At 72.0% G+C, this 13,683-nt stretch carries 10 protein-coding genes and 1 other RNA gene; 8 read left to right on the forward strand and 3 right to left on the reverse strand.

What is annotated here, in order from left to right; genetic code table 11:
- Positions 1 to 23: 23 nt before the first annotated feature.
- Entirely contained in the window at positions 24 to 941 is a 918-nt protein-coding gene (gene ftsX / locus AB0A94_RS24775) for a permease-like cell division protein FtsX (RefSeq protein WP_361747657.1), read from the forward strand.
- Between the two features lie 35 nt (positions 942 to 976).
- On the opposite strand, the gene AB0A94_RS24780 is transcribed toward ftsX, so the two are convergent.
- Positions 977 to 2,164, reverse strand: a complete 1,188-nt coding sequence (locus AB0A94_RS24780; protein WP_361747659.1) for a transposase — start codon at positions 2,162 to 2,164, stop codon at positions 977 to 979.
- Positions 2,165 to 2,408: 244 nt separating this feature from the next.
- Here AB0A94_RS24780 and AB0A94_RS24785 point away from each other — a divergent pair, with 244 nt between their 5' ends.
- The 3 genes from AB0A94_RS24785 to ssrA all read left to right on the forward strand — a co-directional run bounded on the left by AB0A94_RS24785 (position 2,409) and on the right by ssrA (position 4,668).
- Complete coding sequence (locus tag AB0A94_RS24785; protein WP_361747661.1) at positions 2,409 to 3,569, forward strand: S41 family peptidase; 1,161 nt, start codon at positions 2,409 to 2,411, stop codon at positions 3,567 to 3,569.
- Between the two features lie 60 nt (positions 3,570 to 3,629).
- On the forward strand, positions 3,630 to 4,109 hold the full coding sequence (smpB, locus tag AB0A94_RS24790) for an SsrA-binding protein SmpB (RefSeq protein ID WP_030834350.1): 480 nt from the start codon (positions 3,630 to 3,632) through the stop codon (positions 4,107 to 4,109).
- 155 nt (positions 4,110 to 4,264) lie between these two features.
- Positions 4,265 to 4,668: a transfer-messenger RNA gene (ssrA, locus tag AB0A94_RS24795) on the forward strand.
- A gap of 164 nt (positions 4,669 to 4,832) precedes the next feature.
- On the opposite strand, the gene AB0A94_RS24800 is transcribed toward ssrA, so the two are convergent.
- Positions 4,833 to 5,840 carry a LacI family DNA-binding transcriptional regulator gene (locus tag AB0A94_RS24800; protein ID WP_361747663.1) on the reverse strand — a complete coding sequence of 336 codons (1,008 nt, stop codon included), beginning with the start codon at positions 5,838 to 5,840 and terminating at the stop codon, positions 4,833 to 4,835.
- A gap of 90 nt (positions 5,841 to 5,930) precedes the next feature.
- Entirely contained in the window at positions 5,931 to 7,253 is a 1,323-nt protein-coding gene (locus AB0A94_RS24805) for an MFS transporter (RefSeq protein WP_361747665.1), read from the reverse strand.
- An 83-nt stretch (positions 7,254 to 7,336) separates the two neighbouring features.
- Between AB0A94_RS24805 and AB0A94_RS24810 the strand changes: the two genes are divergently transcribed.
- From AB0A94_RS24810 to AB0A94_RS24825, 4 genes are all read left to right on the forward strand, one after another.
- A complete protein-coding gene (locus tag AB0A94_RS24810; protein WP_361747667.1) occupies positions 7,337 to 8,305 on the forward strand; it encodes a LysR family transcriptional regulator in 969 nt (322 codons plus the stop codon).
- Between the two features lie 179 nt (positions 8,306 to 8,484).
- On the forward strand, positions 8,485 to 10,020 hold the full coding sequence (locus tag AB0A94_RS24815) for a hypothetical protein (protein WP_361747670.1): 1,536 nt from the start codon (positions 8,485 to 8,487) through the stop codon (positions 10,018 to 10,020).
- Positions 10,020 to 12,221: a glycosyltransferase gene (locus tag AB0A94_RS24820; protein ID WP_361747671.1), complete on the forward strand. Its 2,202-nt coding sequence runs from the start codon at positions 10,020 to 10,022 to the stop codon at positions 12,219 to 12,221. Before AB0A94_RS24815 ends, AB0A94_RS24820 begins: the two co-directional genes overlap by 1 nt.
- Complete coding sequence (locus AB0A94_RS24825) at positions 12,218 to 13,537, forward strand: acyltransferase (protein WP_361747673.1); 1,320 nt, start codon at positions 12,218 to 12,220, stop codon at positions 13,535 to 13,537. Before AB0A94_RS24820 ends, AB0A94_RS24825 begins: the two co-directional genes overlap by 4 nt.
- The last annotated feature ends 146 nt before the right edge of the window (positions 13,538 to 13,683 follow it).

The following is a 13,683-nucleotide window of genomic DNA, read 5'->3' on the forward strand; positions in this document are numbered from 1 at the left end:
ACGGAAAGGCTTGATCAGACGCCATGCGCGCCCAGTTCGTCCTGTCGGAGATCGGTGTGGGTCTCCGCCGCAACCTGACGATGACCTTCGCCGTCGTCGTCTCCGTCGCCCTGTCGCTCGCCCTGTTCGGCGGGTCGCTCCTGATGAGCGACCAGGTGAACACCATGAAGGGCTACTGGTACGACAAGGTCAACGTCTCCATCTTCCTGTGCAACAAGAGTGACGCCGAGTCCGACCCCAACTGCGCCAAGGGCGCGGTGACCGACGACCAGAAGGGCCAGATCAAGACCGACCTGGAGAAGATGTCGGTCGTCGACTCGGTGACGTACGAGTCGCAGGATGAGGCGTACAAGCACTACAAGGAGCAGTTCGGCGACTCCCCGCTGGCCAGCTCCCTGACGCCGGACCAGATGCAGGAGTCGTACCGCATCAAGCTGAAGGACCCGGAGAAGTACCAGGTCATCGCGACCGCCTTCGACGGGCGGGACGGCGTGCAGTCGGTGCAGGACCAGAAGGGCATCCTGGACAACCTCTTCGGACTGCTGAACGGCATGAACTGGGCCGCCCGCGCGGTGATGGCGCTGATGCTGGTGGTCGCCCTGATGCTGATCGTGAACACGGTGCGCGTCTCCGCGTTCAGCCGCCGCCGCGAGACCGGCATCATGCGGCTGGTCGGCGCCTCCGGCTTCTACATCCAGACGCCGTTCATCATGGAGGCCGCCGTCGCCGGACTCATCGGCGGCATCCTCGCGTGCGGGTTCCTGGTGGTCGGCCGGTACTTCATCATCGACAACGGGCTGGCCCTGTCGGAGAAGCTGAACCTGATCAACTTCATCGGCTGGGACGCCGTCCTGACGAAGCTTCCGCTGATCCTCGCGACCAGTCTGCTGATGCCCGCGCTGGCCGCGTTCTTCGCGCTGCGCAAGTATCTGAAGGTTTGACGGCTCCCCTCCCTGAGCGGGAGGGGATTCCTGGCTCAGACCGCCTCCCGGAGCGGCGCTCCGGGAGGTCTTGTGCCTTCGTCACCAGCCGGGTTCAGACCTGCCCGGGTGAGCATCACGTGGGCGGAGTTCTTGTCCCTGGGGGAGACAGCTCCGCACGCGGTGCAGGTGTAAGTACGTTCGGACAGCGGGAGTGCGTGCTTGGTTCTCGCTCCGCACCTGGCGCAGTCCATGGTGGTGTGCACGGGATGCACCAGACGCACATCCCGGCCGTGCTTGCGGCCCATCTCGACCAGGGCCTGTTTGGTGGCGCCGATCGCGGCATCGGCCGCCTTGCTCGCCATTGTGGTGCGGGCGAGGAACTTCGGCCGGAAGTCTTCCACCGCGATCACATCGTGGTCGCGCACCACGCGCTTGGCCCACTTGCGGGCGGTGTCCTGCCGCTGCCGGGCGATCTTGGCGTAGGTCTTCGCCCGCCACCGCTTCGCCTCGCGGTAGCCCTTCGATGCTGCCTGCCCCTTCCTCGGTTTACGGCGGGCCATCATCCGGTCGTAGCGGGACAGCTTCTCCTGCGCCTTGAAGCCGTGGCGGGGGTGGGGAAGGTCATGGCGGTCGGACGTGGTGGTCGCGGTCTCCTTCACACCCCAGTCGACCCCGATGACCGCACCCGTCGGCGACAGCGGCTCGATCGGGGCAGGAACGACGAACGAGGCGTACCAGTGGCCGACGCGGTCACGGTAGACCCGCACAGAGGACGGTTCGGCCGGGAGAGGGCGGGACCAGACCACGGTCAGGACGATCCCGCCTGCCAGATGCAGGCGCCCGTTCTTGAGGCGGAAACCGCGCCGCGTGTAGTTCAGCGACGGGTCGCACTCGCGCCGCTTCTTGTGGCGGGGTATCCCTGCCCGCCGCTTCACCGGCAGCCGGTTCTTGATGTCCTTGAGCGCTTTACCACGGGATGCGGCAAAGTCACGGATGCCCTGCTGCTGCGGCACGGAGGCACCCTTGGCCAGCCACGGTGTCACCGCACGCGCACGCGTCAACATCCCGTCCAGCCGGGCCGGACCACACACCTCTCCCTCCGAGTAAGCCTTCTTCGCGCGGGCCACGCACTCGTTCCACAGCCACCGGCACCGCCCCCACTCCCCTTCCAGTTCTGCTCGGGCGGCGGCCGACACCCGCAGCCGATACGTATACCGCGCACGCCGCGCCCCCTTTTCCATGGCCTCCGCCCCTGTCCCGGTCAGTCAACTCCTGGTCAATTGACCGTACGTACGAGCCCCGCACGCCCGCCCACTTCTCCCGCTGCGATCACCCTGACCAGTGAACCGGGGTGTGTGTTCGCGCCCCTTCCTCGCTTCGGCCTGAACGTCGGAGCCTCCTCGCAAGAGACCGAGTGACCCTTGCCACGAGGGGCGCGCGGCCAACCTGCCGTGCGCCCCTTCGCGTTGTCCTAGACTCACCGGCATGTCAGGTCGTGCCCTGTTCTGTCAGCCCCGCCGCATCCGCCGCGGGGCCGCCCTGACCTTGGTGTTCGCGAGCGTGCTCGTCGCCGGCGCGGCCACGGGCAACCTCCCCGGGGCCGACTACGGGGCCACGGCGGACGGCGCCGCCTCGGCCGCCCCCGTCGGCCACGGCACGGATGTCGCCCGGGCGGCCGAGGAGGCCGCCGCCGAGGGCGCCTCCCCCCTGGAGGCCGCCCGGCGCGCCGTCAGCCGCAGCGGCGACCGCTGGGCCGCCGTCTACTCCCCGGACGAGTACGAGGAGTTCGAGGACGCCCTGGACGGCCGGTACACCGGCGTCGGCCTGTGGGCCCGCGAGCGGGAGGGCCGGATCGAGGTGACGAGGGTGGGCGACGACACGCCCGCCGCCGACGCCGGGATCCGCGCGGGCGACCGGCTGCGCAGCGTCGACGGCGAGAAGGTCGACGGCCGGCCCGTCACGGAGGTCGTCTCCTTACTGCGCGGCGAGACCACCGGCGAGTCCGCCGGCACCACCGTCCGGCTCGGCCTGGAACGCGGCACGCGCGCGTGGCACGAGACCGTGCGCCGCGCCCGGCTCTCCCGGGACACCGTCACCGTCCGCGAGCTCGCCTCCCGGGTGACCGTCATCACGGTCGGCGCCTTCACCAAGGGCTCCGGCGACGAGGTCCGCACCGCCGTACGGCAGGCACCCGCCGACGCCGGCGTCGTCCTCGACCTCCGGGGCAACTCCGGGGGACTGGTCGCCGAGGCGGTCACCGCCGCCTCCGCCTTCCTCGACGGCGGCCTGGTCGCCACGTACGACGTCGAGGGCGAGCAGCGCGCCCTGCACGCCGAGCCCGGCGGCGACACCACCAGACCCCTGGTCGCGCTCGTCGACGGCGGCACGATGAGCGCGGCCGAGCTCCTCACCGGCGCCCTGCAGGACCGCGGACGGGCGGTCGTCGTGGGCTCCCGCACCTTCGGCAAGGGCTCGGTCCAGATGCCGACCGAGCTGCCCGACGGCTCCGTCGCCGAGCTGACCGTCGGCCACTACCGCACCCCCTCCGGCCGGAGCGTCGACGGGCACGGCCTCGCCCCCGACCTGGAGGCCGACGGACAGGCGCTCCAGCGCGCCGAGACGGTCCTCAGCGGGCTCGGCCGCTAGCCCGCGGTCGATAATCGGCTTCCCGCCGACCCCCTCCGTAGTGCGAAAATGGGCGGCACTATGGCTAAGGAAAAAGGGCGCAAGCTGATCGCGCAGAACAAGAAGGCGCGGCACGACTACCTCATCATCGACACCTACGAGGCCGGCCTGGTCCTCACCGGCACCGAGGTGAAGTCCCTGCGCCAGGGCCGGGCGTCGCTGGTGGACGGCTTCGTCCAGCTGGACGGCAACGAGGCGTGGCTGCACAACGTGCACGTGCCGGAGTACAGCCAGGGCACCTGGACCAACCACAGCGCGCGGCGCAAGCGCAAGCTGCTGCTGCACCGCGAGGAGATCGACAAGCTGGAGTCCAAGTCCCAGGAGACGGGCCACACCATCGTGCCGCTCGCCCTGTACTTCAAGGACGGCCGGGCGAAGGTCGAGATCGCGCTGGCGAAGGGCAAGAAGGAGTACGACAAGCGGCAGACGCTCCGGGAGAAGCAGGACCGGCGCGAGACCGAACGGGCGATCTCGGCGGTCCGCCGGAAGCAGCGGGCCTGAGCGGGAACATCCCGGACCCGGCCGGCGTTGAACCCTCTACGAAGGCGGGATGACCGCTGGGAATACGGTGGCATCGTCGGGCGTCGGTCACGTACGATGGCGCAAGCACCTCATAGCGGGTGCGTGCCCCCTCCGGGGGGTTGAAAAATCAACATGGGGATGATCGGTTTCGACAGCGGCTGTCGAAGCAGGGGAAGCGTGTCGAGGAAGCGGCCATGATCTCGTAAACCACAGGCCGAAAAAAATAATCGCCAATTCCAAGCGATCCATCTCCCAGGGCGAGCTCGCCCTCGCTGCCTGATCTTCAGGTAGCGAGCAGCGGCTCCCCTACTTAAGGGAGTGTCAGCCCGGGGGTGTTCCCGACCCGGATCCTGGCATCATCTAGGGGACTAAACCTTGAACCCGGTCACGGGGTGAAGAGGGAAACCACACAGTGACTGGGCCCGTCGGAGACTTGTCGGCGTGATCTCCGGGGCCGAGAAAAGCACAGCCGACTGCACACGGAGAAGCCCTGGTTCCGCACCGTTGGACGCGGGTTCGATTCCCGCCATCTCCACTCCACCCCATGTGGGCACGGGCCCCGTCGCTTCGAGCGGCGGGGCCTTTGTCATGCGGCCAGGGAAAGCCCGGGAACCGGAACCGATCGGGCCGGGCCGGGACGGAACCGGCCGGGCCGGGCTGGCCCGGTCGGGCTGGGCCGACCGGGCTGGGTGAAACCGGCCGTCACGTCCCGTGCGGTGCCGTGCTCGCCCGTTCCGTCAGCCGGGGCGGCAGCAGGGTGACCTCCGGTACGGGGACCCCGGACAGCTTCCGTACCAGCAGGTGCACCGCGCGGGTGCCCAGTTCCGCCGACGGCACCGCGACCGAGGTGATCGGGACGCGGGCCGCCGCGGCGACGGGGGACGGGCAGACGGCGGTCAGGGACAGATCGCCGGGGATGCTCAGGCCCAGCCGCTCGAAGGCGTCGATCAGCGGATCGAGGAGCGGTTCGTTGTGCACGACCACCCCCGTCAGCGACGGCAGCTCGCGCACCAGCCGCTCGGCGATCGCGCGGGCGGCGTCCCGGCCGGTCCCGCACGGATGCACGGCCGAGGTGAGCCGGTGCCGGTCGGCGGCCGCCGTGAAGCCCTCCACCAGCCGGCGCGCGAACGCGGTCCGCCGCACGTACACCTCCGGCGGCGAGCCGACCAGCGCCACCACCCGGTGCCCGAGCCGCGCCAGATGGTCCACGCACAGCTCACCGGCCGCCCGGAAATCCAGGTCGACACAGGTCAGCCCGTCCGGCTCGGCGGGCACGCCGATCAGCACGGACGGCAAGGCCCCCGAGCGCAGCAGCGGCAGCCGGGGGTCCTGGAGCTGTACGTCCATCACGATCACCCCGTCCGCCAGCCGGATGTCCGCGACGCGCCCGAGGCCCTCCTCGCCCTCGCCCTGAGTGAGCAGCAGCACGTCGTGGTCGTGGGCGCGGGCGGCGGTGACCACCGACACCGCGAACCGCGTCACCACCGGCACGTGGACGCCGGAGCGCACCGGGGCCGCCAGGGCCAGCACCTTCGACCTGCGGGCGGCCGGGCCCCGGCCACCGCCGTCCGCGCGGTAGCCCAGCTCGCGGACGGCCGCCTGGACCCGGAGCCGGGTCGCGTCGGAGATCGGACGCTTGCCGCTGAGCGCGTACGAGACCGTGCTGGGGGAGACCCCGGCGCGCCGGGCCACATCCGTGATCTTCACCATCGGGGGTCCTCATCTGCACGGTCCGTGGGGATGCAGAAAGCGGTTTCGAAGCGCTTCGACGGGTGAAGGTATGTGCGGGGCCCGTGGCCGTCAATGGGTCGGGAGGGAATCGGTGGAGCGGTTCGACGGCCCGAACAGGACGAGGGTGCAGAGGGCCACGAGGAGGGCGGTCGCGGCCGCCGCCACCGGCACGCCGTACCCGGCCGTCGCCGAGACGCGCTCCACCGTCCAGCCGCCCGCCGCGCTGCCGCAGGCGATCCCGCCGAGCAGACCGGTCACCGCGAGCGTCATGCCCTCGTTCAGCCGGCCCTCGGGGGTGTACCGCTGGACCAGGGTCATGGTGGTGACCATCGTCGGCGCGGTCGCCATCCCGGCGACCAGCAGCGCCCCCGCCAGCAGCACCAGCGAACCGGTGAGCCCGGCCGCGAGCAGCGGCAGGACCATCAGCGCGGTCATCGCGGCCAGGCACCACGGCAGCCGGGACCGCGCGGACCCCGCCGGGCGCACCACCCCGTACAGCAGCCCCGCCGCGCAGGAGCCGGCCGCCTGGAGCGCGAGCACCGCACCGGCTGCCGAGCGGTGCCCCCGCTCGTCCGCGAACGCGAGGGTGACGACCTCCAGCGAGCCGAACACCGCGCCCGTCGCCAGGCAGACGGCCAGCAGCGGCCGCATGCCGGGCGCCCGCAGCGGCGCCCGCGCGGAGGAACGCCGCTCGACCGGCGGCTCGGTCGAGCGCTGGGCGGTGAACAGCAGGACGCCCGCGAGCAGCAGCACGGCGCCCACGAGCGTGCCCGCCTCCGGGAAGAACGTCCCGCACAGGAAGGCCGCGAGCACCGGGCCGAGCATGAAGCACAGTTCGTCCGCGGCCTGTTCGAAGGAGTTGGCGGTGTGCAGGGCCTCGGCGTCCCCCTTCAGCAGGTGCGCCCAGCGCGCCCGGGACATCCCGCCTGTGTTGGGGGTGGTGGCGGTGGCGGCGTAGGAGGCGAACAGGGTCCAGTCCGGGGCGCCGTGGTGTACGCAGAGCAGCAGCGCGAGGGAGCCGAGCACGGCGAACACCGTGGCAGGCAGGGCGACCCGGGCCTGCCCGTACCGGTCGACCAGGCGCGCGGTCCACGGCGCGACCACCGCCGTCGCCGCCAGGCCCGTCGCGGTGACGGCGCCGGCCAGGGCGTACGAGCCCCGCGTCCCGGCGATCATCACGACCGCGCTCACGCTGAACATGCCCATCGGCAGCCGCGCGATCAGGTTGCCGGCGGTGAACGCGCGGGCACCGGGCAGTGCGAAGAGACGGCGGTACGGGCCCTTCGCGCGGGGCTCGCGCCGCCCGCGCGGGCCGAAGTCGACGGCGACCAGGGTGTCGGCGGTGACCGTGAGCAGGGGGGTGTCCCGGGAACGGGAGGTCGGCTGGGGCATGACACCACCGTCGCCCGTGGCCGCGCGGCCGGTCCAACACCTTCCCGGCGCCGATTGACGCACCCGTGTTGTAAGTTCACGTCATGTCCGCCCCCGCCCACCTCGACCCCCGCCTGCTGCGCGCCTTCGTGACCGTCGCCGAGGAGCTGCACTTCACCCGGGCCGCCACCCGCCTCTACGTCGCCCAGCAGGCGCTCAGCAGGGACGTACGGCGGCTGGAACGGGAGCTGGGCAGCGAGCTGTTCGTACGGACCACCCGCCAGGTGACCCTGACCGCCGACGGCGAGCGCCTGCTGCCGTACGCCCGCGCGGTGCTCCAGGCGCAGGACGACCTGCTCGCCGCCGCCGGACGGGCCCGGCCCCTGCTGGTGGACCTCAACAGCCCGGGCCTGCACACCCCGCGCCGGGTGCTGCACCGGGCCCGTGAACTCGCCCCCGGGCACGAGCTGATGGCCCGCTACGAGAGCGGGCTGACCGGGGCCGCGGGGGAACTGCTCGCGGGGCGGCTCGACGCGTCGTTCGGACGGTTCGCGGGCCTCGCCCCCGCGCTGCGGGCCGGACTCGACCAGCAGCCCGTGCGCCACGAGCCGATGGCGGTCGTCCTGCCCGAGGACCACCCGCTGGCCGCACTGACCGAGGTGCCGCTCGCCGCGCTGGCCGGCGAGACGGTCTACGCCGGGGCCGGCAACCCCCGTACGCCGGAGTGGACGGACCTCGCGCGGTCGCTGTTCGAAGGACGGGGGATCACGCTCGCGCCGCCCGCGCCGCTGGCCGTCGGGGAGGAGGAGTTCCAGCGGATCATGGCCAGGACCCGTCACCCGATCCTCGCCGTGATCGATTTTCCGCCACTGCCCTCGACGGTGCTGCGCCCTCTCGTGGACCCGATCCCGCTGTCACCCGTGTCCCTTGTGTGGCGGAAAGGGCTTGTTCATCCCGCCCTGAGCGCTCTCCGGCGGGCGGCGGCCGTCGTCGCCGCCGAGGAGGGCTGGCTGCGGCGGCCGGCGGAGGGGTGGCTGCCCGATCGGGACATTGTCGTGATGGCGAGTCAGTGATGTCTCACTACTGACACGAATCACCGCCCCGGGAACACAGGACTTCCACGTGCGCTACATTCGGTCCCCGAGCACGGTGTGATAAACGGGGCGCTCGGAGCGGGTGGGGGCCCGTTCCGCCGACGGGTGCTCGAGTCGTACGCGCACCGTAAGTACCCTGTGGGGGGAAGTGCGTGCGCGTGGAAAAATGGCGAGAAGACACCCAACCGGAACGGCCTGAGGGCGTACCGGGGTTCGGGAACACCGAGGACGAGGACCTGCGTGAGACGAGGGTCCTCCCCCTGAGCGAGAAGCCCGCCGACGCGGACGTGCGCGGGGCCGACTCCGGTCCCGGCTCCCTCGAGGACGGCCGGGCCCCCTTCGGAGCCTTCCCCGGTGACAGCGACAAGACCCGGGTCCTGCCCGACGCCGCCCACCGCGCGGACCCCTCCGCCCGGCCCGAGCCGCGGACCGGCCCCCGGGCCGGTGACACCCGTGGCCCCGCGGCGCCGGGCCGTGCGGCACCGTCCGAGGGCCGGTCGGACGCTCCCTGGAACGCCGGGCGCACCACGGCACCGCACCGGTCGATGCCGTCCGAGAGCCCGGTGGACGGTCCCTGGGACACCGAGCGCACCACCGCCCTGCGCATACCCCGCCAGCAGGGCGGCGCCCCCGGCGCCAGGACGGCAGGACCCTCGTCCCGACCGGGCGGAGCACGCCCCTCGGGCGACTTCGGAGCGGCCGGTTCCCCGCCGTCCTTCCGACGCCCGCCGTCGGACCCCGGGACGGCCGTCTTCCCTCCGGTGTCCGGACGCCCGTCGTCCGACCCCGGGACGGCCGGTGCTCCGACCGAGTTCCTGCGTCCCACCCCGGACTCCGGTGCTCCGACCGAGTTCCTGCGCCCTGCCCCGGACCCCGGCGCCCCGGAGGCCTCCCGGGCCCCCGTCCGTGACCCCTGGCAGGAGGAGGCCGGCGACTCCGCCGCGGCCACCCACGACCCGCACGAGGTGACGGTCCAGCTCGACTCCGTGCAGATCGGGGAAGGCCTCGAACTGCGCCGGACGACGAGCCGGGCGGGCGGCGGACAGGAGGCCGCCGGCGGACCCGTGTTCGTCGACGAGTCCGGCCGCCGCATCCGCCTCTACCGCCGTATCGGCCTGGCCGTCGGTCTCGCCTGCGCCGGCTACGCCGTCGTCATGGTCGCCACGCTGCTGTCCGGCAACTCCGACGCCCCCTGGATGCCCGTCCCCGGCCAGAAGGGCGAGCCCGCCGGTCAGGTCGAGACGACACCGCGGCCCGGGGAGACGGGCGCCACGCCCGGCTCCGGCACCGGCCTCGCCCCGGACGGCACGCCGACCACCGGCGCCCCGACGCTGCCCGCGCCCGACACCACCGCCCCCGCGACGGGCGGCGGGGCCGGCACCGCGGACCAGCCGGACGCCGCCGACCCGACACCCCCGTCGACCCGGCAGAACACCACCGACCCGGCCACCGGCAGTGGCGGCGGCACCACCACGCCCTCGGACGACACCGTGAGCACGGCGCCCGCCGACCCGCCGGGGTCGGAGATCCCCGACCCCGCGTTGACCGTCCCCACCGGCGGCGGAGAGGCCGGGGGCACCGACAACGCCGCCGGTGCCCCCGCCGACCGGCCGGTCGGCGCGGCCGACGGCTCCGTCGCACGGACGGACCCGTCCACCGCTCCCACCGCACCGTCCCCGGAGAACGTCATCTGATGGCACCCCGTTCCCCCCGTCACCGGGCCACCCGCCGGGCCCGTGACGGCGCCCCGCGCCGCCGCGTGCCCTTGCGCCTGCTGCTCCCGGTGCTCGTCCTCGTCGCCCTGGCGGCCATGCTCATGCTGCGCGGATACGTGCACAGCGAGATCCTCGCCGACCACCGTGTCGGGAAGCCCGCCCCCACCACGAACGTGCCCGAGGAGATACTCGAGGGCGGCCCGGTCATCGACGCCCGCGCCGGGCAGGTCCAGAGCCTGAGCGTGCCCGACCGCCGCCTCGTCCTCACCTTCGACGACGGCCCGGACCCGACCTGGACACCGAAGGTGCTCGACGTGCTGAAGAAGCACGACGCGCACGCGGTCTTCTTCGTCACCGGCACCATGGCCTCCCGCTACCCGGATCTCGTCCAGCGCATGGTCGACGAGGGCCACGAGATCGGCCTGCACACCTTCAACCACCCCGACCTCTCCCTCCAGTCCAAGAAGCGCATCGACTGGGAGCTGTCGCAGAACCAGCTGGCGATCACCGGCGCGGCCGGCATCCGCACCTCGCTCTTCCGCCCGCCGTACTCCTCCTTCTCCGCCGCCATGGACAACGAGACCTGGCCGGTCACCCAGTACATCGGCAGCCGCGGCTACCTCACCGTCGTCAACAACACCGACAGCGAGGACTGGAAGCGGCCCGGCGTCGACGAGATCATCCGCCGCGCCACGCCGCACCGCGGCAAGGGCGCCATCGTCCTGATGCACGACTCCGGCGGCGACCGCAGCCAGACCGTCGCGGCGCTCGACAGGTTCCTGCCCGACCTCAAGGACAGGGGCTACGAGTTCGACAACCTCACCGAGGCCCTGGACGCGCCCAGCGCGCACAGCCCGGTCACCGGCGCCGACCTCTGGAAGGGCAAGGCGTGGATCTTCCTGGTCCAGGCCTCCGAGCACATCACCGGCGTCCTGGTGGTCGGCCTCGCGGTCATCGGCACCCTGGTCATCGGCCGCTTCGTCCTGATGCTCCTCCTCTCCGGCGTCCACGCCCGCCGCGTCCGCCGCAGGAACTTCCGCTGGGGCCCGCCGGTCACCGAACCCGTGACGGTGCTGGTCCCGGCGTACAACGAGGCCAAGTGCATCGAGAACACCGTCAACTCCCTGATGGCGAGCGAGCACCCGATCGAGGTCCTCGTCATCGACGACGGCTCCACCGACGGCACCGCCCGCATCGTCGAGGCGATGGGCCTGCCCAACGTACGGGTGATCCGCCAGCTCAACGCGGGCAAGCCGGCCGCGCTCAACCGGGGCCTGGCCAACGCCCGTTACGACATCGTCGTGATGATGGACGGAGACACCGTCTTCGAACCGTCCACCGTCCGCGAACTCGTCCAGCCCTTCGGCGACCCCAGGGTCGGCGCGGTGGCGGGCAACGCGAAGGTCGGCAACAAGGACAGCCTCATCGGCGCCTGGCAGCACATCGAGTACGTGATGGGCTTCAACCTGGACCGCCGCATGTACGACATCCTCGGCTGCATGCCGACCATCCCCGGCGCGGTCGGCGCCTTCCGCCGCTCCGCCCTGGAGCCCATCGGCGGCATGAGCGACGACACCCTCGCCGAGGACACCGACGTCACCATGGCGTTGCACCGCGCCGGCTGGCGCGTGGTCTACGCCGAGAACGCCCGCGCCTGGACCGAGGCCCCGGAGTCCGTCCAGCAGCTGTGGTCCCAGCGCTACCGCTGGTCGTACGGCACCATGCAGGCCATCTGGAAGCACCGCCGCGCGGTGATCGACAAGGGCCCCTCGGGCCGCTTCGGCCGCATCGGCCTGCCCTTCGTCTCCCTGTTCATGATCGTGGCGCCGCTGCTCGCGCCGCTGATCGACGTCTTCCTGCTCTACGGCCTCGTCTTCGGCCCCACCGAGAAGACGATCGCGGCGTGGCTGGGCGTCCTGGCCATCCAGGCGGTCTGCGCGGCGTACGCCTTCCACCTCGACCGGGAACGCATGACTCACCTCATCTCGCTGCCGCTGCAGCAGATCCTCTACCGCCAGCTCATGTACGTCGTCCTCCTCCAGTCCTGGATCACCGCGCTCACCGGCGGCCGTCTGCGCTGGCAGAAGCTGCGGCGCACGGGCGTGGTCGGGGCACCCGTCGCCGGAGCGGTGCCGGGCCCGCGCGCCCCGCACAGCGATGATCGGAGGCCCGTGGCATGACCCACGGATACACGGCCGGTACGGGCAGGAGCCCGGAACCGGCGGGCCCGTACGGAACGCCGTACGCGGGGGACGCCGGCACGGTCCCGGCGACGTCGTACACGGTCCCGCAGCAGCGGACGACCGAGCCCGAGCCCGCACCCGTCCCGAAGCCCGAGAAGCCGGGTCGCGACCGGTACCTGGACCTGCTGCGCTCCATCGCCCTGGTCCGCGTCGTGGTGTACCACCTCTTCGGCTGGGCCTGGCTGACGGTGCTGTTCCCGTCGATGGGTGTGATGTTCGCGCTGGCGGGCTCGCTGATGGCGCGGTCGCTGAAGCGTCCGGCACTGGGAGTGATCCGCGGGCGCGTCCGCCGGCTCCTGCCGCCCATGTGGGCGTTCGCCGTGGTCGTGCTGGCGATGATGTTCGCCGACGGCTGGAACCCGTCCGAGGACCCGGACCGCGGCGGCACCTGGGGCCTGATCGAGCTGTTCAACTACATCGTGCCGATCGGCGCCCCGCCCTACCCCTGGCACGTCGGCTCCCAGTCGGGGCTGCTGGAGGACACCTGGGCGGTGCAGGCCGCGGGGCCCCTGTGGTACCTGCGCGCCTACCTGTGGTTCGTCATCGCGTCGCCGCTGCTGCTGTGGCTGTTCCGCAAGGCTCCCTGGCCGACGCTGCTCGCACCGCTCGGCCTGACGGCGATCGTCGGCACGGGCGTGGTGACCATCCCCGGCGAGACGGGCAACGCGGTCACCGACTTCGCGGTCTACGGCGGCTGCTGGGTGCTGGGCTTCGCCCACCACGAAGGCCTGCTGAAGCAGATCCCGAGGTACGTCTCCGTCTCCTGCGCGTCGCTGGTGATGGCCTTCGGCCTGTGGTGGGCCTCGAACCACCTCGGCCCCGACGGCTGGGACCTCAACGACATCCCGCTGGCCCAGGCCACCTGGTCGTTCGGCTTCGTCGTGATCCTGCTCCAGTACTCCCCGTCCTGGCAGGAACTCCCGGGCCGCCTGGCGAAGTGGGACAAGCTGGTGACCCTCTCCAACAACCGCGCGGTCACCATCTACCTGTGGCACAACCTGCTGATCATGGCGACGGTGCCGATCATCGACCTGGCCTACGAGCTCCCGTTCATGCAGAGCGAGCGGGCGGTCGCCGCCCTCGACGGCGCGTACACCATCTGGATGTTCGCCCTCGTCTGGCCGCTCATCGGCCTGATGGTCCTCGCGGTCGGCTGGGTCGAGGACCTCGCGGCGAAGCGCAAGCCGAGACTGTGGCCGAACGGAAGCAGGAGCGAGCGGCCCCGGTCGAGCAGTGGGGCGCGCCGGGGCTGACGTCACGGTTGCCTGTGTCGGCGGGGTTCGGCGGTGACCGTCGGGCCACTCGCTTCTTCGCCAGTGTCGTGCTTCCGCGAACCGCGTCAAGGGCGCTCCCTGCGGTCGCGTCGCCTTCGGCGATGGCCCTGCGGGCCACCCTTGAC

The organism is Streptomyces sp. NPDC044984 (assembly GCF_040646935.1).
In the GTDB taxonomy this organism is placed as follows: Bacteria; Actinomycetota; Actinomycetes; order Streptomycetales; family Streptomycetaceae; genus Streptomyces.

Coding starts and splice junctions, on each gene's coding strand:
- ftsX (WP_361747657.1), top strand. CDS start 24: ATGCGCGCCCAGTTCGTCCTGTCGGAGATCGGTGTGGGTCTCCGCCGC.
- AB0A94_RS24780 (WP_361747659.1), bottom strand. CDS start 2,164: ATGGAAAAGGGGGCGCGGCGTGCGCGGTATACGTATCGGCTGCGGGTG.
- AB0A94_RS24785 (WP_361747661.1), top strand. CDS start 2,409: ATGTCAGGTCGTGCCCTGTTCTGTCAGCCCCGCCGCATCCGCCGCGGG.
- smpB (WP_030834350.1), top strand. CDS start 3,630: ATGGCTAAGGAAAAAGGGCGCAAGCTGATCGCGCAGAACAAGAAGGCG.
- AB0A94_RS24800 (WP_361747663.1), bottom strand. CDS start 5,840: ATGGTGAAGATCACGGATGTGGCCCGGCGCGCCGGGGTCTCCCCCAGC.
- AB0A94_RS24805 (WP_361747665.1), bottom strand. CDS start 7,253: ATGCCCCAGCCGACCTCCCGTTCCCGGGACACCCCCCTGCTCACGGTC.
- AB0A94_RS24810 (WP_361747667.1), top strand. CDS start 7,337: ATGTCCGCCCCCGCCCACCTCGACCCCCGCCTGCTGCGCGCCTTCGTG.
- AB0A94_RS24820 (WP_361747671.1), top strand. CDS start 10,020: ATGGCACCCCGTTCCCCCCGTCACCGGGCCACCCGCCGGGCCCGTGAC.
- AB0A94_RS24825 (WP_361747673.1), top strand. CDS start 12,218: ATGACCCACGGATACACGGCCGGTACGGGCAGGAGCCCGGAACCGGCG.